This window comes from Streptomyces sp. NPDC088157 (genome assembly GCF_044741545.1).
Taxonomy (GTDB): Bacteria; Actinomycetota; Actinomycetes; order Streptomycetales; family Streptomycetaceae; genus Streptomyces.
The window spans coordinates 174,491-193,568 of the sequence record NZ_JBIUSU010000005.1 but is presented as its reverse complement, the minus strand read 5'-3'; the positions used below and the strand labels follow the sequence as shown (position 1 = coordinate 193,568).

The 19,078-nt window shown below is 70.3% G+C and carries 14 protein-coding genes and 2 pseudogenes; 7 read left to right on the top strand and 9 right to left on the bottom strand.

What is annotated here, in order from left to right:
* Window positions 1-85 precede the first annotated feature (85 nt).
* The 3 genes and pseudogenes from ACIPFH_RS20955 to ACIPFH_RS20945 all read left to right on the top strand — a co-directional run.
* The gene (locus tag ACIPFH_RS20955; protein WP_401828335.1) at window positions 86-1,009 is read left to right on the top strand and encodes an NUDIX hydrolase; all 924 of its coding nucleotides are present in this window, start codon (window positions 86-88) and stop codon (window positions 1,007-1,009) included.
* Between the two features lie 274 nt (window positions 1,010-1,283).
* Window positions 1,284-1,883 (top strand): annotated as a pseudogene (locus tag ACIPFH_RS20950) (MBL fold metallo-hydrolase); the annotation flags it as partial.
* A gap of 93 nt (window positions 1,884-1,976) precedes the next feature.
* Window positions 1,977-2,096, top strand: a pseudogene (locus ACIPFH_RS20945) (MBL fold metallo-hydrolase); the annotation flags it as partial.
* 59 nt (window positions 2,097-2,155) lie between these two features.
* Here the strand turns inward: ACIPFH_RS20945 and ACIPFH_RS20940 are convergent.
* Together ACIPFH_RS20940 and ACIPFH_RS20935 are read right to left on the bottom strand one after the other, a co-directional pair.
* Window positions 2,156-2,983 (bottom strand): nucleotidyltransferase domain-containing protein, encoded by an 828-nt coding sequence (locus ACIPFH_RS20940; protein ID WP_401828334.1) that lies wholly within the window; start codon window positions 2,981-2,983, stop codon window positions 2,156-2,158.
* Window positions 2,984-3,115: 132 nt separating this feature from the next.
* The gene (locus ACIPFH_RS20935; RefSeq protein ID WP_020129286.1) at window positions 3,116-3,790 is read right to left on the bottom strand and encodes a Crp/Fnr family transcriptional regulator; all 675 of its coding nucleotides are present in this window, start codon (window positions 3,788-3,790) and stop codon (window positions 3,116-3,118) included.
* Between the two features lie 329 nt (window positions 3,791-4,119).
* Between ACIPFH_RS20935 and nth the strand changes: the two genes are divergently transcribed.
* From nth to ACIPFH_RS20920, 3 genes are all read left to right on the top strand, one after another.
* Window positions 4,120-5,049, top strand: coding sequence for an endonuclease III (nth, locus tag ACIPFH_RS20930; protein ID WP_401828332.1), 930 nt, complete (start codon window positions 4,120-4,122; stop codon window positions 5,047-5,049).
* 388 nt (window positions 5,050-5,437) lie between these two features.
* Window positions 5,438-6,133, top strand: coding sequence for an NUDIX hydrolase (locus ACIPFH_RS20925; protein WP_401828331.1), 696 nt, complete (start codon window positions 5,438-5,440; stop codon window positions 6,131-6,133).
* Between the two features lie 120 nt (window positions 6,134-6,253).
* Window positions 6,254-7,453 carry a MarP family serine protease gene (locus ACIPFH_RS20920; RefSeq protein WP_401828330.1) on the top strand — a complete coding sequence of 400 codons (1,200 nt, stop codon included), beginning with the start codon at window positions 6,254-6,256 and terminating at the stop codon, window positions 7,451-7,453.
* Between the two features lie 93 nt (window positions 7,454-7,546).
* Here the strand turns inward: ACIPFH_RS20920 and ACIPFH_RS20915 are convergent, their stop codons facing one another.
* The 6 genes from ACIPFH_RS20915 to ACIPFH_RS20890 all read right to left on the bottom strand — a co-directional run bounded on the left by ACIPFH_RS20915 (window position 7,547) and on the right by ACIPFH_RS20890 (window position 16,314).
* The gene (locus tag ACIPFH_RS20915) at window positions 7,547-7,729 is read right to left on the bottom strand and encodes a hypothetical protein (RefSeq protein ID WP_356253398.1); all 183 of its coding nucleotides are present in this window, start codon (window positions 7,727-7,729) and stop codon (window positions 7,547-7,549) included.
* Between the two features lie 127 nt (window positions 7,730-7,856).
* Window positions 7,857-8,807 (bottom strand): alpha/beta fold hydrolase, encoded by a 951-nt coding sequence (locus ACIPFH_RS20910; protein WP_401828328.1) that lies wholly within the window; start codon window positions 8,805-8,807, stop codon window positions 7,857-7,859.
* Window positions 8,804-9,292, bottom strand: coding sequence for a phage holin family protein (locus ACIPFH_RS20905; RefSeq protein ID WP_401828326.1), 489 nt, complete (start codon window positions 9,290-9,292; stop codon window positions 8,804-8,806). The genes ACIPFH_RS20910 and ACIPFH_RS20905 overlap by 4 nt, the downstream gene beginning before the upstream one ends.
* A gap of 146 nt (window positions 9,293-9,438) precedes the next feature.
* Window positions 9,439-10,935 (bottom strand): Na+/H+ antiporter NhaA, encoded by a 1,497-nt coding sequence (nhaA, locus tag ACIPFH_RS20900; protein ID WP_401828324.1) that lies wholly within the window; start codon window positions 10,933-10,935, stop codon window positions 9,439-9,441.
* A gap of 211 nt (window positions 10,936-11,146) precedes the next feature.
* Complete coding sequence (acs, locus tag ACIPFH_RS20895) at window positions 11,147-13,105, bottom strand: acetate--CoA ligase (protein WP_401828323.1); 1,959 nt, start codon at window positions 13,103-13,105, stop codon at window positions 11,147-11,149.
* Between the two features lie 485 nt (window positions 13,106-13,590).
* Window positions 13,591-16,314, bottom strand: a complete 2,724-nt coding sequence (locus ACIPFH_RS20890; RefSeq protein WP_401828322.1) for a bifunctional SulP family inorganic anion transporter/carbonic anhydrase — start codon at window positions 16,312-16,314, stop codon at window positions 13,591-13,593.
* Between the two features lie 334 nt (window positions 16,315-16,648).
* On the opposite strand from ACIPFH_RS20890, the gene ACIPFH_RS20885 reads away from it, so the two are divergent.
* On the top strand, window positions 16,649-17,932 hold the full coding sequence (locus ACIPFH_RS20885; protein ID WP_401828321.1) for a hypothetical protein: 1,284 nt from the start codon (window positions 16,649-16,651) through the stop codon (window positions 17,930-17,932).
* A 65-nt stretch (window positions 17,933-17,997) separates the two neighbouring features.
* On the opposite strand, the gene ACIPFH_RS20880 is transcribed toward ACIPFH_RS20885, so the two are convergent.
* Window positions 17,998-18,978 carry an ATP-binding protein gene (locus ACIPFH_RS20880; RefSeq protein WP_401828319.1) on the bottom strand — a complete coding sequence of 327 codons (981 nt, stop codon included), beginning with the start codon at window positions 18,976-18,978 and terminating at the stop codon, window positions 17,998-18,000.
* Between the last annotated feature and the right edge of the window lie 100 nt (window positions 18,979-19,078).

Genomic DNA, 19,078 nt, shown 5'->3' with positions numbered 1-19,078 from the left:
AGGCGTCTCCGCAGACATCCCGTGGATGCGCTCTGACCTCGGGGACCTCTCGAACATTCGCGCACCACGGGATAGCCTCGCGCCCATGGCGAATGGGCAGTGGTTTCCCCAGGACTGGCCGGAACGCATCCGCGCTCTCGCGGACGGCACCCTCGTCCCGGTCGTCCCGAAGCGCGCGGCCACCGTCATGCTCCTGAAGGACACCGACGGCGGCCCTGTCGTGCACATGTTGCGCAGACGCGCCTCCATGGCTTTCGCCGGAGGCGCGTACGCGTACCCCGGCGGTGGTGTCGACCCGCGCGACGACGACCGTCACGTCCGCTGGGCGGGCCCCACGCGCGCGTGGTGGGCCGAGCGGCTCGGCGTCGACGAGACGGCGGCCCAGGCGATCGTCTGCGCGGCCGTACGCGAGACGTACGAGGAGGCGGGCGTCCTGCTCGCGGGGCCGACGTCCGACTCCGTCGTCGGTGACACCACGGGCGCCGACTGGGAGGCCGACCGGGCCGCGGTGGCCGCCCGAGAGGTGTCCTTCGCCGAGTTCCTCGACCGGCGCGGCCTGGTCCTGCGCTCCGACCTCCTCGGCGCCTGGACGCGCTGGATCACCCCTGAGTTCGAGTCCCGCCGCTACGACACCTGGTTCTTCGTGGCCGCGCTCCCCGAGGGCCAGCGCACCCGCAACGCCTCCACGGAGGCCGACCGCACGGTGTGGATCCGCCCGGTGGACGCGGCGGCCTCGTACGACGAGGGCGAGCTGCTGATGATGCCGCCCACCATCGCGACGCTGCGCCGGCTCGTCCCGTACGGCACGGCCGCCGAGGCGCTCGCCGCGGCTCCCGGCCGCGACCTGACCCCCGTCCTGGCAGAGGCACGCCTGGAGGCGAGCGCGGTCGTGCTGTCGTGGCCGGGGTACGACGAGTTCACCAAACACATTCCGATCGGGGCCACCGGAGCGACCGGGGCGACCGGGGCGACCGATGGGGCCGACGCGACAGCCGGGGGCTCCGTATGACGGACATCCCAGGGCGGGAGGACGCGTGCGGTCTTCGTGGCCGGCCGCGTGGCGGAGGACGGATTCTTCCCGGACTGCCTGGACTGCCTGGACTGCCTGGACTGCCTGGACTGCCTGGACTGTCCGGGCTCCCCGGGGCCCCCGGGCTCCCCGGAGCCCTCGCGCCGCCAAAAGCGCTTCGAGCGACGCGAGCGCGGGGATCGCTTCGAAGCACCGACCCGGCCGTCGACCGCCGAGGTGACGTCCCGTCCAGCCATATGGAAGGCCTCTTCGCATGACCGACGCAGCCGCTCTTCCCGGCCAGCCGAGAGGCGGAGTCCTCTCCGGCCCGGCGACCCCGCGCGCGGTCAACGTCCTCGCGCCGAACGCGTCCGCGATGACGCTGGACGGCACGAACACCTGGATCGTCTCCGAGCCCGACTCCGACCTGGCGGTCGTGATCGATCCGGGCCCGCTGGACGACGGCCATCTGCGCGCGGTCGTCGACACCGCCGAGCAGGCCGGCAAGCGCGTCGCCCTGACGCTGTTGACGCACGGCCACCCCGACCACGCCGAGGGCGCGGTCCGCTTCGCCGGGCTGACCGGCACGAAGGTGCGGGCCCTGGATCCGGCGCTGCGACTGGGCGAGGAGGGCCTGGCCGCCGGGAACGTGATCACGGTGGGCGGCTTGGAGCTGCGGGTCGTCCCGACGCCCGGCCACACCGCCGACTCCCTCTGCTTCCATCTCCCGGCCGATCGGGCCGTGCTGACGGGCGACACGATCCTGGGCCGCGGCACGACCGTCGTCGCGCATCCCGACGGCCGCCTGGGCGACTACCTGGACACCCTGCGGCGGCTCAGGTCCCTCACGGTCGACGACGGCGTCCACACCGTCCTGCCGGGCCATGGACCGGTTCTGGACGACGCCCAGGGCGCCGTGGAGTTCTACCTCGCCCACCGCGCCCACCGCCTCGCCCAGGTCGAGACGGCCGTCGAGGACGGCTACCGCACTCCTGCCGAGGTCGTCGCCCGTGTGTATGCCGACGTCGACCGCTCCCTGTGGCCGGCGGCGGAGCTGTCCGTGCGGGCGCAGCTGGAGTACCTGAGGGAGCACGGGCTCATCTAGGGCCTTGTCCGCGGCCTCCCGGATCCTTCGGACCTCTCAGGTCAGGCCTCCTCGGGCCTGTGGGCCTTCACGCCGTGCACGCGCGCGTACTCGTCGGCGAGCCAGGGGCCGAGGTCGTCGACGTAGGACGAGAGGACGGCGCGGTCGCCCCGCGGCTCGTACCCGTGGACGGCCGCCGCCCGCAGCTGCTCCGCGCGCTGCGGGTAGTAGGCGCCGAAGGCCTCCGCCATCTCGTGCAGGTCGCTCGTCCAGCCGTTCCAGCGGGGCATGACGAGCGTGAACGCGGTGCGCACCAGGCGCCGGGACATGAAGCGGACGAGAGGCCGCAGGGCATCCTCGGAGTCGTCCGCCGAGGAGACGCGGTCCCGCCAGCGCGGCAGGAGCAGGGCGAGGTCCCCGTTGGTCTCGCGCGCGAGCAGGGAGTCCGGGCGGTAGCGGGGGAGCCGCTCGGCGAGGTCCTCCCCGAGCAGCGGTGTGCACAGGCAGGCCAGGAACCATCCCAGGTCGTGCCTCTCCAGGTCGCTCAGCACGCGCGCGTGGCCGACGAGCAGCGTCCCGCCGCCGTCGATCTGCGGGAACTCCTCGTCGAGGGCCTGGTCGAGCGCGCGGCAGCCGGCCCGGTCCGCGTCGGTCGGTTCCTCGCGCAGGACGACCAGGAGGTCCAGATCGCTGCGGCCCACGCGCGCGGTGCCGCGCGGGATCGACCCATAGAGGTACGCGCTGTGCAGCCGCGTTCCGAAGAGGTCCGGGATCCGGTCGCTTGCCGCTGCGACGACCGGCCGGAACGCGTGCGCCACGCGCGCGAGGGAGCCCTCGCGAGCGATGTGTCCCTGGGAGTCGAGGCCGCGGAAGGGAATCGCTTCAGTCATGCGACCACTGTGCCGACCAGCTGGTCCGGATCGAGGTCGAGGCCCATCGAGGGGCCGAAGCGGGGCCTGGGGGCGGTAGCCCCCAGGGACGGTCACACCGACCGACCTGACCTCTCGGACAGCGGCCGGCGCCTAGCGTGACCGCTTGGCCAGTCGCTCCACGTCGAGCAGGATGACCGCTCGCGCCTCCAGGCGCAGCCACCCGCGCTGGGCGAAGTCCGCCAGCGCCTTGTTCACGGTCTCGCGCGACGCGCCGACGAGCTGGGCCAGCTCCTCCTGCGTCAGGTCATGGACGACGTGGATGCCTTCTTCGGACTGCACACCGAAGCGGCGGGAGAGGTCCAGCAGGGCACGGGCCACCCGACCGGGGACGTCCGAGAAGACCAGGTCGGACATCGCGTCGTTGGTCTTGCGCAGGCGCCGGGCGACGGCGCGCAGCAGTGCGGTGGCCACCTCGGGGCGGGCGTTCAGCCAGGGCTGGAGGTCGCCGTGGCCGAGGCCGAGGAGCTTGACCTCGGTGAGGGCGGTGGCCGTCGCCGTGCGCGGGCCCGGGTCGAAGAGCGACAGCTCTCCGATGAGCTCGCTGGGGCCCACCACGGCGAGCATGTTCTCCCGGCCGTCCGGGGACGTGCGGTGGAGTTTGACCTTGCCCTCGGTGACGACGTAGAGCCGGTCGCCCGGATCGCCCTCGTGGAAGAGGGAGTCGCCGCGAGCCAGGGTCACCTCGCTCATGGAGGCGCGCAGTTCCGCGGCCTGCTCGTCGTCGAGTGCCGCGAAGAGCGGGTTGCGCCGCAGAACGTCGTCCACGAGTTATCTCCTTGTCGACCTGCTCAGGGGATCTTGCTCCCCCGCTTACCAGGGGACCGTGTTCCCCATTTTGCTGGACGGTCCAAACAGTGTGATCTGTCACAAGGATGCCGCACACGTGTCCCGGGGTAAGCGGCAGGGGTCCAATTGGGGGCTGCTCTTCAGGGTCCGGGGCGGATGTCAGCGCCGGGCTTTAGGCTGGCCGAGTGTCCAAATCGCCGGTGGGAGCACAGGCCGAGGGAGCTGGGCGGGTGGTTGCACGTCGCGTTTCCGCTGTGGGCGAACAGGACCCCGGCGGTGGTAAGAAAACGGCAAAGGTGACAAACGAGATGCCTGCGAAGAAAGCGGCCGACGGTGGGAAAGCGGCCGTCGAGAAGGTCGCAGCCAAAAGGGTCGCGACGAAGAACGCCAGAACCGAGGACATCACGAGCGGGGGCGCCGCGGGCAGGCGTGCCGCAGTCGAGGGTGTCGGCGCCGGCAGGAAGCCCGAGTCCCGTACCGCTCTCGTCCGCCGCGCCCGCCGCATCAACCGCGAGCTCGCCGAGATCTACCCCTACGCCCACCCCGAGCTGGACTTCGAGAACCCCTTCCAGCTGGTGGTCGCCACGGTCCTGTCCGCCCAGACCACCGACCTCCGGGTGAACCAGACGACCCCCGCCCTCTTCGCCAGGTACCCCACCCCCGAGGATCTGGCCGCCGCGGACCCGGAGGAGGTCGAGGAGATCCTCCGCCCCACCGGCTTCTTCCGCGCCAAGACCAAGTCGGTGATGGGCCTCTCCAAGGCCCTGGTGGAGGAGTTCGGCGGGGAGGTCCCGGGCCGGCTCGAGGACCTGGTCAAACTGCCCGGCGTCGGCCGCAAGACCGCCTTCGTGGTGCTGGGGAACGCGTTCGGGCGGCCCGGGATCACCGTGGACACGCACTTCCAGCGGCTCGTACGGCGCTGGCGGTGGACCGAGGCGACCGAGCCCGACAAGATCGAGGCGGCCGTCGGCGCGCTCTTCCCCAAGAGCGACTGGACGATGCTCTCGCACCACGTGATCTTCCATGGGCGCCGCATCTGCCACGCCCGCAAGCCCGCCTGCGGCGCCTGCCCCATCGCCCCGGTCTGCCCGGCGTACGGCGAGGGCGAGACGGATCCGGAGAAGGCGAAGAAGCTCCTGAAGTACGAGAAGGGCGGCTTCCCCGGCCAGCGTCTGAACCCGCCCCAGTCCTATCTGGACGCGGGCGGCAGGCCGGCCCCGCCGCTGGGGGCCGGATGACGGAAGGGCCGACGGCGGCCCGGGCCGGACGGGAAGCACGGGCTGAACGACGTGCACGGGCGGCAGAAGAGGGTGCACAGCCGGAACACGGTGCACAGGCAGAACACGGCACACAGCCGGAACACTGTGCACAGCCGGAACACTGTGCACAGGCAGAACACGGCACACAGCCGGAAAACGGTGCACGGATCGGCGCCGGGCGTGCGGTCGACGCAGGGCGGTCGTTCGGCGCCGGGCAGCCGGCCATGCGCATACCTGTGGCGCGCACGGGAAGCATGGCCCGCCCGGCACGCCTGGCCCGCAGGACACACTCGATCGGGGGATGGTCCGCGGAACGATCTGTCGGTTCCCGGGCGTTGGACGAGGCAGAACGGGGGGTGGTGTGGCGATGACACGCGCGAGCAATACGCAGGGCGGTGCGGTGGCGCTCAGCAAGGAGGGCCTGCCCGCCTGGCTGGACCCGGTGGTGCACGCCGTGGAGACGGTCCAACCTCTCCAGCTCAGCCGCTTCCTGCCCCCGGAGAACGGCGCGGGGCGCCAGTCGGCCGTCCTGATCCTGTTCGGCGAGGGCGAGCGCGGGCCCGAGCTGCTGCTCATGGAGCGCGCGAGCTCCCTGCGCTCGCACGCCGGCCAGCCGTCCTTCCCGGGCGGTGCCCTCGACCCGGAGGACGGCGACCCGCACGGTGACGGGCCACTTCGGGCCGCCCTGCGCGAGGCCGAGGAGGAGACCGGGCTCGATCCGGGCGGCGTCCAGCTCTTCGGTGTGCTGCCCAAGCTGTACATCCCGGTCAGCGGCTTCGTCGTCACCCCGGTCCTGGGCTGGTGGCGCGAGCCGAGCCCCGTGGGCGTCGTCGACCCCGGCGAGACGGCCCGCGTCTTCACGGTTCCCGTGGCGGATCTCACGGACCCGGACAACCGGGCCATGACCGTGCACCCCAGCGGCCATCGCGGCCCGGCATTTCTGGTCGAATCCGCCCTTGTGTGGGGTTTCACGGCCGGTGTGATCGACCGTCTGCTGCACTTCGCGGGCTGGGAGCGCCCTTGGGACCGGGAGAAGCAGGTCCCGCTCGACTGGCGGTCATGACAGGGTGTCCACCGTGCTGTGTCTGCCTGGGGGACATCGTGTCCCATCGCCGCTTCGCGGTCGGCCAGACCCCCGGCCGACCTGTGGTGAGTGTGAGATGACGAGGCGAGGCGCGAAGCGGTGAACGTGCTGGACATCCTGTTGTTGGTCGCGGCCGTCTGGTTCGCGGTCGTCGGCTACCGCCAGGGCTTCGTCGTCGGCATCCTGTCGGTGATCGGTTTTCTGGGGGGTGGCCTCGTCGCCGTCTACCTGCTCCCCGTGATCTGGGACGCGCTGACCGACAACTCCGAGGTGAGCACCACGGCCGCCGTCGTCGCGGTCATCGTCGTGATCGTCTGCGCCTCGATCGGCCAGGCCCTCACCACCCACCTCGGCAACAAGCTGCGCCGGTTCATCACCTGGTCCCCGGCCCGCGCGCTGGACGCGACGGGCGGCGCGCTGGTCAACGTCGTGGCGATGCTGCTCGTGGCGTGGCTGATCGGGTCCGCGCTCGCCGGCACCACCCTGCCCACGCTGGGCAAGGAGGTCCGTAGTTCCAAGGTGCTGCACGGGGTGTCCGACGCGCTGCCCACCCAAGCCGACACCTGGTTCGCCGACTTCTCCTCCGTCCTCGCCCAGAACGGCTTCCCGCAGGTCTTCAGCCCGTTCTCCAACGAGCCGATCACCGACGTCCGGCCGCCCGACCCGGCCCTGGCGAACAGCCCGGTGGCCAAGCGTGCGCAGCGTTCCATCGTCAAGGTGATGGGCACCGCGGAGAGTTGCGGCAAGGTTCTGGAAGGCACCGGTTTCGTCTTCGGCGAGCGCCGCGTCATGACCAACGCGCACGTCGTGGGCGGCGTCGACGAACCCACCGTCCAGATAGGGGGCGTCGGCCGCAAGTACGACGCCACGGTCGTCCTGTACGACTGGAAGCGCGACATCGCCGTCCTGGACGTACCGGATCTCGACGCGCCCGCGCTGGAGTTCACCACCAAGGACGCGGTGAGCGGTGACGACGCGATCGTCGCCGGATTCCCGGAGAACGGGTCGTACGACGTCCGTGCCGCGCGTGTACGGGGGCGCATCACGGCCAACGGCCCGGACATCTACCACCGCGGCACCGTGCGCCGTGACGTGTACTCGCTGTTCACGACGGTCCGTCAGGGCAACTCCGGAGGTCCGCTGCTCACCACCGACGGCAAGGTGTACGGCGTGGTCTTCGCGAAGTCCCTGGACGACGCGGACACCGGGTACGCCCTCACCGCGGACGAGATCCAGCAGGACATCAACGAGGGGCGTACAGCGGGCCAGCAGGTGGACAGCGACAGCTGCGCCCTCTAGGAGCCCTGCGAAGGTCCTGAAGCCCCTCCTGAAGCACCTGTAGAGGGCCCGGCAGTCCCTCCCGCGGTCCTGTGGAGGTCCTTTGCCGGTGGGTCAGCCTCGCGGGTGACGCAAGCGGACCGAGACCCATCGGGCCCGGCGGCGCAGGATGCGCGGAATGCCCACCCGGAGGTCCGAGCCCGGCAGTTGCGGGTCGGCACCTCGTTGGTGGGGGCTCAGGCCACTGGCCGAGCGGCGGTTGCGTGGTGCGTCACTGTAGTCGTGCGTCCAGCCCATACCCCGACGTCTGCCCCTGCCCCAAGGTCCATAACCGCCCGCGGAGCGGCCAATTGGCCTATGCGCCGGGCATTTGGCTGTTCGTCGTACAGACGTTCAGGACCGGATACCGGGCGCGACGGATCGGTCACCGATCGGGTTCGGGATCCTTCAGCCAGTTGACGAGTTCCGTGGAGAAGGCGACCGGGTCCTCCTCGTGCGGGAAGTGGCCGAGCCCGTCGAACAGCCGCCAGCGGTAAGGCGCTTCGACGTACTCCCCGGAGCCGGCCGCGCTGCGGGTGCGCATCACCGGATCGAGGGAACCGTGCAGATGCAGGGTGGGTACGCGCACGGGTCGCTTCATGCGCCGGTAGAACTGGACGCCGTCCGGACGGCCCAGCGAGCGCACCAGCCACCGGTACGGCTCGACGGAGCAGTGCGCGGTGGACGGGATGCACATGGCGCGCCGGTACGTCTCGACCGCCTCGTCCTCCGGCGGTCGTGGCCCGGACCAGTCCCGGATCAGCCGGCCCACCAGTTCGCCGTCGTCGGCGGTGAGCTGCCGCTCGGGGATCCACGGCCGCTGGAACCCCCAGATGTGGGAGCTCGCGGTCGTCTGCCGGACGTCGGCGAGCATCGCCGAGCGCCAGCGCCGCGGATGCGGCATCGAGGCGACGGCGAGCCTGCGGACGAGCTTGGGGCGCATCACGGCCGCCGTCCACGCCAGGTAGCCGCCCAGGTCGTGGCCGACCAGCGCGGCGTCAGGCTCGCCGAGGGAGCGGATCACGCCGGTGATGTCGAGGGCGAGGTTGGCCGGGTCGTAGCCGCGCGGCGTACGGTCGCTGCCGCCCACGCCCCGCAGGTCCATCGCGACGGCCCGGAAGCCCGCGTCGGCCAGCGCGACCAGCTGGTGCCGCCACGTCCACCAGAACTGCGGGAAACCGTGGACGAGCATGACCAGCGGACCGTCGCCGACCTCGGCGATGTGGAAGCGGGCACCGTTCGCGGCGACCTCGCGATGGGTGACCTGCACGCCGCAGACGGCGTCCGGCCGTACGACCGAAGCGGGATGGGCCGGAGGAATGGCGGGGTCCGTCATGACGACGAGCGTGCCACAGCCTCGATGGCCTCCGGGACCCGGTCCTGCGGCAGCTCGGGCCGCGGGTGCGGCTTGGCGTTCTGGAGGACGCCCGCCGAGGCCTTCATCGACGCGGCGACCTTCTGCGGGCCCTTGCTCTTCTGCGCCTTCTTCGCGAAGACCACGCCGATCAGGACGAGGACGAGCGCGACGAGCACGTTCGCCGCGAAGGAGAGCAGGAAGCAGATCGCGAGGTTCCAGTCGCTCCAGGTCCGAATGCCGTACGCCAGGGCGAAGTTGAGCATCGGAAGGGAGAACAGCAGGACCGCGCCGGCCACCGAGAACGCCCCACCGCTCGTCGCTCCCCGTTTGACGTCCTGCTTCAGCTGCGCCTTCGCCAGCGCGATCTCGTCGTGCACCAGCGCCGACAATTCGGCCGTCGCCGAGGCGAACAGCTGGCCGATGCTGCGTTCGGCGCCGACCGGGCTGCCGTCGGGTGCGCTCATCGCGTTCTCCCTCTCCTGTTGCTGCTGCTGTTGCTTCTGCTTCTACTGCTGCTGCTGTTCGTGCTGCTGCTTCTGCTGCTGCTTCTGGTGTTCTGAGTTTCGGGCTGCCGTGCTGCTTCTGGATTCTTTTGTACTGTCCCGTCAGATCATGCCGGACGGTCGTCCTCCTCGCCTGTCCCGCCCATCACTTCGGCAAGACCGTGGCGCGTGTCGGACTCCTCCCCAGCCTGCCCCCGAGGATTCCCCCGAGCCTCTTCCCGGTCGCTCCCGCGGGCGATCTCCTCGGCTCGGCGGCGGTGCTCGGCGGCCTTCCCGTCGTAGATGTCCGCCATACGCAGGTGGTAGGCCGGGTCGTCCTCCTCGTAGACGTCCGGGATGCCGTCGAGGTCGTCGTCGCGCTCCTCGGCCTCCCACATCCGGCGGTACTCGGCGTTGCGCAGCTTCAGCAGGACCGTCGCGAGGGTCGCCGCGATCAGCGAGCCCACCAGGACGGAGGCCTTGACCTCGTCGGTCAGCACAGCGTCGCCCTCGAAGGCGAGCTCCCCGATCAGCAGCGAGACGGTGAAGCCGATGCCGGCCAGGGCCGCGACGGCGAAGACGTCCGCCCAGGCGAGGTCCTCGCTCAGCGAGGCGCGGGTGAAGCGGGCGGTCAGCCAGGTTCCGCCGAAGATGCCGACCGTCTTGCCGACGACGAGACCCAGGACGACCCCCAGGGTCTCCGGTTTGCCGAACACGTCCCCGAGCGCGTCGCCCGAGAGCGCCACACCCGCGCTGAACAGGGCGAACAGCGGCACCGCGAGACCGGCGGAGAAAGGTCGGACGAGGTGCTCGATCCGCTCGCCGGGGGAGTGTTCCTCGCCCTCGCGCGTGGTGCAGCGCAGCATCAGGCCCATCGCCACGCCGGCGATGGTGGCGTGGACGCCGCTGTTGTACATCAACGCCCAGATGACGAGCGCGAGGGGGACGTAGATGTACCAGCCGTGGACGCCCCCGCGCAGCAGCAGCCAGAACGCGAGGAGGCCGACCGCCGCGCCGCCCAGCGCCACGAAATCGATGGTGCTCGTGAAGAAGACCGCGATGATCAGAATCGCGAACAGGTCGTCGACGACCGCGAGGGTGAGCAGGAAGGCGCGCAGCGCGCTCGGCAGGGACGTGCCGATGACGGCGAGCACGGCGAGTGCGAACGCGATGTCGGTGGCCGTGGGTACGGCCCAACCGCCGAGAGAGCCGCCGCCGGTGAGGCTGGTGAGCGTGTAGACGAGCGCGGGCACGGCCATCCCGCACAGCGCGGCCACGACGGGAAGCGCCGCGGCCCTGGGATCCTTGAGATCACCGGCGACGAGTTCTCGTTTGAGTTCGATGCCGGCGACGAAGAAGAAGATCGCGAGCAGGCCGTCGGCCGCCCAGTGAGCGACGGAGAGATGCAGGCCGAGGGCCTCCGGGCCGAGATGGAGGTGGCTGACACTCTCGTAGCTGTCGTGCAGCCCGGGCACGTTCGCCCAGATCAACGCGGAGACGGCCGCGACGAGCAGCAGCACACCGCCGACGGTCTCGGTGCGCAGCGCCTCCGCGACGAAGTTGCGCTCGGGGAGGGACAGGCGTCCGAAGACCTTGCGGGGGGTGGTGTTGCGCGGCACGGTCACAGGGGAGACCTCCGGTCGGTGGGCAGGACGGAGCACATGCCGACCAGACTTCCCGGCGCACCTGAGGTTGAGCTTTTTTGTTTAGTTTACCTAAGGTGCGGCGTTACGGGATTCGCTGATTCCACGGTAAAGCCCACGATAGATGCGGTGAGGGCACCCGGCGCGCTCGTCGCCGGGTGCCCTCATCGACGGGCTTCCAGTCCCCGTGTTCCTAGTCCTCGCTGGGCGCCGCCGGGAGCTTCGCCTGGATGAGGTCCATGACCGTGGAGTCGGTCAGCGTGGTGACGTCCCCGAGCTGGCGGTTCTCCGCCACGTCCCGCAGCAGCCGGCGCATGATCTTGCCGGAGCGCGTCTTCGGCAGCTCCGCGACCGGCATGATCCGCTTCGGCTTGGCGATCGGGCCGAGCGCGGTGCCGACATGGTTGCGCAGGTCGGCGACGAGCTGCTCGTCCTCGGCGTTCGCCGTGCCACGGAGGATGACGAAGGCGACGATGGCCTGCCCGGTGGTCTCGTCCGCCGCGCCGACGACCGCCGCCTCGGCGACGGACGGGTGGGACACGAGCGCCGACTCGACCTCCGTGGTGGAGATGTTGTGGCCGGACACGAGCATCACGTCGTCGACGCGGCCGAGGAGCCAGATGTCGCCGTCGTCGTCCCTCTTCGCCCCGTCGCCGGCGAAGTATTTGCCCTCGAAGCGCGACCAGTACGTGTCGAGGAACCGCTGGTCGTCGCCCCAGATGGTGCGCAGCATCGACGGCCACGGCTCGGTCAGGACCAGATAGCCACCGCCGCCGTTCGGTACCTCGTTGGCCTCGTCGTCGACGACTGTCGCCGAGATGCCGGGCAGCGGGGTCTGCGCGGAACCGGGCTTGGTCGCGGTGACGCCCGGCAGCGGCGAGATCATCATCGCGCCGGTCTCGGTCTGCCACCAGGTGTCGACGATGGGCGTCCGGTCACCGCCGATGTGCTTGCGGTACCAGATCCAGGCCTCGGGGTTGATCGGCTCACCGACCGAGCCGAGCACGCGCAGGCTGCCGAGATCGAACTTGGCGGGGATGTCGTCGCCCCACTTCATGAACGTGCGGATGGCGGTCGGCGCCGTGTACAGGATCGTCACCCCGTACTTCTGCACGATCTCCCAGAAGCGGCCCTGGTGCGGGGTGTCGGGCGTGCCCTCGTACATGACCTGGGTCGCGCCGTTCGCCAGCGGCCCGTAGACGATGTACGAGTGCCCGGTGACCCAGCCGACGTCGGCCGTGCACCAGTAGACGTCGGTCTCCGGCTTGAGGTCGAAGACCGCGTTGTGCGTGTACGCGGTCTGGGTGAGGTAGCCGCCGGAGGTGTGCAGGATGCCCTTCGGCTTACCCGTGGTGCCGGAGGTGTAGAGGATGAACAGCGGGTGCTCGGCCTCGAACGCCTCGGGCGTGTGCTCGGCCGACTGCCGCTCGACGATCTCGTGCCACCACACGTCGCGCTCGTCGTTCCAGGCGACGTCCTGACCTGTGCGCCGGACGACGAGCACGTGCTCGACGTTGCCGGCGCGGTCGGCCGCGTCGTCGACGGCCGGCTTCAGCGCGGACGGCTTGCCGCGCCGGTAACCGCCGTCGGACGTGATGACGACCTTGGCGTCCGCGTCCTGGATGCGGGTGGCCAGCGCGTCGGCCGAGAAGCCGCCGAAGACGACGGAGTGCGCGGCGCCGATCCGGGCGCACGCCAGCATCGCGACCGCTGTCTCCGGAATCATCGGCATGTATACGGCGACCCGGTCGCCCTTCTGAACTCCCAGTTCGGACAAGGCGTTGGCGGCCTTGGACACCTCGTCCTTGAGCTCGGCGTAGGTGATGGCACGGCTGTCGCCGGGCTCGCCCTCGAAGTGGATGGCGACCCGGTCCCCGTGCCCGGCCTCCACATGCCGGTCGACGCAGTTGTAGGCGACGTTGAGTTCGCCGTCCTTGAACCACTTGGCGAACGGCGGGTTCGACCAGTCCAGCGTCTCGGTCGGCTCCTTGGCCCAGGTCAGCCGACGGGCCTGCTCGGCCCAGAAGCCGAGCCTGTCAGCCTTGGCCTGTTCGTACGCCTCCGCCGTGACGTTGGCGTCGGCCGCCAGATCGGCGGGCGGCGCGAACCTGCGCTCTTCCTTGAGCAGGTTGGCCAAGGATTCGTTGCTCACGACATCTCCCTTTCGAAGGGTGTCCGTGTCCGTTGTGTCCCAGGCCACAGCTCATCAGACCCAGGGGGCCGGTGACAAGGGCCGACGAAAAATTGGTTTAGACCTGTTGAGGTCGCGCCTCTCGACCCGGCTGCCGGTGGCCGGGGGCCGTCCCCATGGGCCATCCCCTGGGCGGCGTCCCCGGGGTCATCCGTACCCACGGATACGCGGCGGACGGAGTTCAGCGGATGTAACGCCTTTCACATCCCGCCCCGGCGAGTGCGGGGCGGGAGCGACGCGGTAGCGACTCTCCACCGGGAGGCGCATGGTCGACAGGAAGACGCCTGATCTGCCTGGAGGTGCTGGTCGGTCTGGAGGTGCCGGTCGGTCTGGAGGTGCCTGGTCGACTTGGAGGTGCCTGGTCGGTCGGGGGTGAATGCTTGGACGGCTGGGGGGCGTCCGGTCGGCCAGGAGGTGCCCGGTCGGCGGGAAGACGTCGCGCCGGTTCAGGCCGACAGGTGCGCCTCCCCCACGTGTCCGAACAGCTCGCCGCCGCCCGCGGTCGCCTCGGTGAGCAGGTACGCCTGCGCCTCGCCCACGTGGAAGTACAGCCCGTGCAGCTCCAGCGCCCCGCTCCGCAGCGCTCGTGCCACCGACTCGTGGGCCCGCAGGTGCTCCAGCTGCTGGACCACGTTGGTCAGGCAGAGCTGCTCGACCGCGTCCGCCGGCGCCCGCCCGATGAGTCGGACGTTGGGGCGGTCGTCGGCCATCCGCTCCAGGCTCGGCACACCGTGTCGCAGCCACCGCTTCAGGGGGGTCCGAGCACCGCCGGGTTCGGTGTCGAGCAGCGCCTGCATCGCCCCGCATCCGGAGTGCCCGCACACCGTGATGGACCGCACCTTCAGTACGTCCACCGCGTACTCGATCGCGGCCGCCACCGAGTCGTCCCCGCTCTCCACGCCGGGGGGCGGCACGAGATTGCCCACGTTGCGCACCACGAACAGGTCGCCCGGACCACTGGAGGTGATCATCGAGGTGACCAGCCGTGAGTCGGCGCAGGTGAGGAAGAGCTGGGTGGGCCGTTGACCCTCCCGGGCCAGCCGCGCCAGTTCACCCCGTACCAGTGGAGCGGTGTTGCGCTGGAACGCGCTGATGCCACGCATCAGTTGATGCCCACTCGGCTCGACGGCCCGCTGCCCCGCCTGCCCCTTCCGCGTTTCGTGCCTCGTCTGCTCGGGCCGGCCCGGCCTGCTCGGCGCCGCCGACTCGGGCTCGGTGGACTCCGCGGTCTCCTTTCTGTGAGCCGTCCCGAACGGCCCTGCCGCTGCATGTGTCGCTTCGGCCGGTTCGGCTGGGCGGGCTGCTTCCGACGCGTCCACCGGGTGTGGTGTCGGTGCTGTCCAAGGTGTGTGCGTCGCTCCTTGCGGGACTTCGCACTGGTGGTTGCGCCACGGCGTCCAGGGACGGCAGCGGCAGTCGGCGATCGGGACCTCTCCGGCGCGAGCGGGGTCGAGAAGTCGGGGAGCGGCCCAGTCCCGTTCCGTGACGTTGACACCAGGGCCGGTGTTGATGCCGGTACCGGCGTGGGCGTGGGTGCTCGTGCCGGCGCCGGTTGGGCTGCCGGAGCCGGCGTCCGTCTGGGTGTCCGGCTCCATGCCGGCTCCCGTGCCGAGCCCCGTGCCGGAGCGGCGGCCGGTCAGCTCCACGGCGCCGCCTTGGGCGGTGTGTGTCTTCTGCCAGTCCTGCAGGGACTCGTACGCCGCGTGGTCCATGAAGGAGCCGTCCAACTCGACGACGACATGGGTGCCGTGAGGCACGAGATGCAGGATGCGGCTGAGCCGCGGCACGGCGAGGAAGGTCAACTGACCTCTCACATGTACGTGGTGGACTCCCTCCTTCTCGTGGTGCGTGATACGGGTGCGGGTGAGGCGGTGCAGAGCGACGGCCACGGCCACGGCGATGCCGAGTGTCACGCCCTCCAGGACGCCGAGGAACACCACGCCGAGGGTGGTGACGACGTACACCAGCACCTCTCGGTGGCGGGTCACCGTGCGGATGTGGTGCAGGGACACCATCTGGATGCCGACGGCCATCACCAGGGCGGCGAGTGAGGCGAGCGGGATCAGATCCAGGATCGGGACCATCAGCAGCGCGGCGACTACTACGAGAACGCCGTGCAGCATCGTGGAGTTCCGGCTCACGGCACCTGCTTGGACATTCGCCGAACTGCGCACGGCGACGCCCGCCACGGGCAGTCCGCCGAGTGCTCCGGAGACGATGTTGGCCGTGCCCTGGCCCAGGAGTTCGCGGTTCAGGTCGGCGCGGCCGACACGGGCGGAGCGGGAGTTGAGCAGACCGGGGCGCGAGGCGATCAGCTTGTCCACGGCGACCGCGCCGAGCAGCGACTGCACGCTGCACACCAGCGTGGTGGTGAGGACGGCGGCGACGAGCCCGAGCACCGGTCCCTCCGGCAGCCCGGCCAGCGCATGACTGCTCCAGGACGGCAGGTCCACCTTGGGCAGGGTGAGGCCCGTGAGCGCGGCGGTGGCGGTGGCGCCCGTGACCGCGACCAGTGCGGCAGGAACCTTGTGCAGCAGGCGGCCCACCCGGCCGGGGATGCGCGGCCAGAGCAGCAGGAGGGTCAGGGTCAGCGCGCTCACGGCCACGGCTGCGGGCTGCAGACCGGCCAATTGGGCGGGCAGGGCACGGAGGTTGTCGAGCACCGAACTCTGGGGGTTGCCGCCGAGGACCACGTGCAGTTGGGCGACGGCGATGGTGACGCCGATGCCGGCGAGCATGCCGTGCACGATGGCGGGGCTGACGGCGAGGGCGGTGCGCGCCACGCGCAGGCAGCCGAGAGCCAGTTGGGCGAGCCCGGCGAGGACGGTGATGGCGCAGGTGGTCCGCCAGCCGTAGCGCTGGATGAGATCGGCGGTGACCACGGTCAGGCCGGCCGCGGGGCCGCTGACCTGGAGCGGTGCGCCGCCGATCCAGCCGGCGACGATCCCGCCCGCGGCCGCGGCGACGAGGCCGGCCTGGAGGGGTGCGCCGGTGGCGAGAGCGATGCCGAGGGACAGGGGCAGGGCGATCAGGAAGACCGCGATCGATGCGGACACGTCGGCGCCCGCGATGCGGAAGCGTCGGTGGGGGGCAGGTGGGGGGTTGTGGGGCTGGTGGACGCGCTCGGTGGGCGTCGAGTGGGCAGTGCGGGTGGGGGCGCAGGCGGACATGGTTCCCGTCTCCTCCGGGGCAGCGCGGTCGCGGAACATGTGGTCCCCCGGCCAGGTCGGGGGCGGTCGCGGCCGTGGGTCACGGCGTGCAGCGGCGGGATGAATTCAACGCTCGGTAAACAGATCGTAATGCAGAGTAAAGGTCAAGCCTGGATTTTTAGGGCAAATGGGGCAGTTAATCACCCGCGAGAGTGAAGTGGCCTTTTTGTCGGCTTGTCGTACTAATTCCTTCTCGGCTCCGTGCGACCTTGACGGCGCCGCCGGTCGTCCCGGCGCGTCACCAGAGAACGCCCTCGTCGGCGTTGGCCGAGAGAAGGAAGAAGGTGGGCGGAAGATGGCCGCCACCCAGAGGATCGCAGCGGGCGCAGTGGTCGCCGCGGCTGTCGCCGCATCGCTCGCCGGATGTGCAACGGGAACCGGGGGCTCCGACGGTTCCGAGGAGGGAGTGCCGGGTCCGCAGAAGGTCAAACCGGCGCCGGCCGTTCCCAAGAGCGTGGTCCGGCTGATCGGCGACGGCTCCACCGCGTACACCGGAGCGCAGCCCCACCTGCTCCGCCCCGAGCGACTGAAGCCGGGCCAGAAACCGCCGCAGTTCGTGGTCTTCTCCTGGGACGGTGCCGGCGAGGACAGTCAGCAACTGTTCTCGCACTTCCGCAAGGTGTCCAAGGCCAACAACGCGACGATGACGTATTTCCTCAGCGGCGTGTACATGCTGCCGAAGGAGAAGGCCGACCTGTACAAGCCGCCGCAGCACTCGCCGGGCCGCTCCGACATCGGCTTCAACGACGAGCGGGGCATCGCCGACACCGTGAAGCAGCTGCGCCTGGCGTGGCTGGAGGGCAACGAGATCGGAACCCACTTCAACGGCCACTTCTGCGGGGCGAACGGCGGCGTCGGCCAGTGGTCGGTCGAGGAGTGGAAGGAGGAGATCGCCCAGGCCAAGCAGTTCGTGAGGACCTGGAAGACCAACACCGGCATGAAGAACGCGGCGCCGCTGCCCTTCGACTACGACAAGGAGCTCATCGGCGCCCGCACTCCGTGCCTCGAGGGCCAGGAGAACTTCATGAAGGCCGCCCGCGAACTGGGCTTCCGCTACGACACCAGCGGCGTCAACAACCAGGTGTGGCCCGGCAAGAAGGAGGGCTTGTGGGATCTGTCGATGCAGCTCGTGCCCTTCCCCGGCCACACCTTCGAGCAGCTCACCATGGACTACAACTTCATGGTCAACCAGTCCGGCACCAAAACCCAGGGCAACCCCGCCAAGCGGAAGTTCTGGGGCGACCAGATGCGTGACGGCCTGCTCAGCGGCTTCGACCGGGCCTATGACGGCAACCGCGCACCGCTGATCATCGGCAACCACTTCGAGTCCTGGAACGGCGGCACGTACATGCGCGCCGTCGAGGAGGTCGTCGAGAGCGTCTGCAACAAGCCGGACGTGCGCTGCGTGTCCTTCCGGCAGCTCGCCGACTGGCTGGACGCCCAGGACCCGAAGACCCTGGCCAAGCTGCGCACCCTGGAGGTGGGCGAGGCCCCGAAGCCCGGCTGGGCGTCCTTCCTGCACGGTAGGCCGGCCCCGGCGCCGAAGGGTGTGCCCGGGGCTCCGGCGGTCAAGCGGTAGACACCCGGATCGGCGGACGTCACCGCCAACTCCCTTCACCGCCAAGGCTCCGCCCGCCAAGGCCGTCAGACGGAGGCCGTGAGGCTTTCGCCGAGGACGAACCCGGGGTCGATCTGTTCCGTCAGGTCGGCCCCGGTGCGTTCGTTGCCCCAGGACTCGGCGTTCTTCAGATGGAAGTGCACCATCTGCCGTGTGTACCGCTCCCAGTCACGCCTGTCGTACGCCGAGTCGACCGTCGTCCGAAGGAGGCGCAGGGCCTGACGGTTGATGTCCTCCAGGAGCTCGAAACGGGGCGGCCGGCCCTTCTCCATGGCGCGCACCCAGTCCGAGTGCCCGACCGTCACGAGCAGGTCGTCCCCCACTTCGGCGCGAAGGAAGTCGACGTCTTCCGGGCCCTGCACCTTGTTGCCGACGACCTTCAGCCCGACACCGAAGTCGCGGGCGTACTCCTTGTACTGGCGATAGACGGAGACCCCCTTCCGGGTCGGCTCGGCGACGAGGAACGTGATGTCGAAGCGGGTGAACAAGCCGGAGGCGAAGGAGTCCGAGCCCGCGGTCATGTCGACCACGACGTACTCGTCACGGCCGTCCACCAGATGGTTCAGGCACAGCTCCACCGCTCCGGTCTTGGAGTGGTAGCAGGAGACCCCCAGGTCGGCGTCCGTGAAGGGGCCCGTGACCATCAAACGGACGGCGCCGCCGTCGAGTTCCACGGGCCGCGCACACGCGTCGTACACCGGGTTGTCCTCGCGCACCCGCAGCAACCGGGAGCCCTCGCCGGGCGGTGTCGTCTTGATCATCGTCTCGGCGGAGGTGACACGGGCGTTGGAGCCGCGCAGATAGTCCTTGATCAGCGGCAGCCGGTCGCCCATCGCGGGAAGTTCGGCGGCTTCCGCCTCATCGAGACCGAGGGCGGGGCCCAGGTGCTGGTTGATGTCCGCGTCGACCGCGATCACGGGCCGGCCGTCGGCGACGAGGTGGCGGACGAACAGGGAGGACAGGGTGGTCTTGCCGCTGCCGCCCTTTCCGACGAAAGCAATTTTCATGTTCACGAAGAGTAGTGCGGCGACAGCGATGCGTGGCGGGCATGCGTGAAGAAGACCACTCCTTCGTGGGGTGGGGGCGTGGGTTGCGTAGTGTCGTACT

What these genes read in the sequence shown, in the direction of transcription:
- ACIPFH_RS20955 (WP_401828335.1), top strand. Translation starts at nt 86, where the DNA reads ATGGCGAATGGGCAGTGGTTTCCCCAGGACTGGCCGGAACGCATCCGC.
- ACIPFH_RS20940 (WP_401828334.1), bottom strand. Translation starts at nt 2,983, where the DNA reads ATGACTGAAGCGATTCCCTTCCGCGGCCTCGACTCCCAGGGACACATC.
- nth (WP_401828332.1), top strand. Translation starts at nt 4,120, where the DNA reads ATGCCTGCGAAGAAAGCGGCCGACGGTGGGAAAGCGGCCGTCGAGAAG.
- ACIPFH_RS20925 (WP_401828331.1), top strand. Translation starts at nt 5,438, where the DNA reads ATGACACGCGCGAGCAATACGCAGGGCGGTGCGGTGGCGCTCAGCAAG.
- ACIPFH_RS20915 (WP_356253398.1), bottom strand. Translation starts at nt 7,729, where the DNA reads ATGGGCTGGACGCACGACTACAGTGACGCACCACGCAACCGCCGCTCG.
- ACIPFH_RS20910 (WP_401828328.1), bottom strand. Translation starts at nt 8,807, where the DNA reads ATGACGGACCCCGCCATTCCTCCGGCCCATCCCGCTTCGGTCGTACGG.
- ACIPFH_RS20905 (WP_401828326.1), bottom strand. Translation starts at nt 9,292, where the DNA reads ATGAGCGCACCCGACGGCAGCCCGGTCGGCGCCGAACGCAGCATCGGC.
- ACIPFH_RS20890 (WP_401828322.1), bottom strand. Translation starts at nt 16,314, where the DNA reads ATGTCCGCCTGCGCCCCCACCCGCACTGCCCACTCGACGCCCACCGAG.
- ACIPFH_RS20885 (WP_401828321.1), top strand. Translation starts at nt 16,649, where the DNA reads ATGGCCGCCACCCAGAGGATCGCAGCGGGCGCAGTGGTCGCCGCGGCT.
- ACIPFH_RS20880 (WP_401828319.1), bottom strand. Translation starts at nt 18,978, where the DNA reads ATGAAAATTGCTTTCGTCGGAAAGGGCGGCAGCGGCAAGACCACCCTG.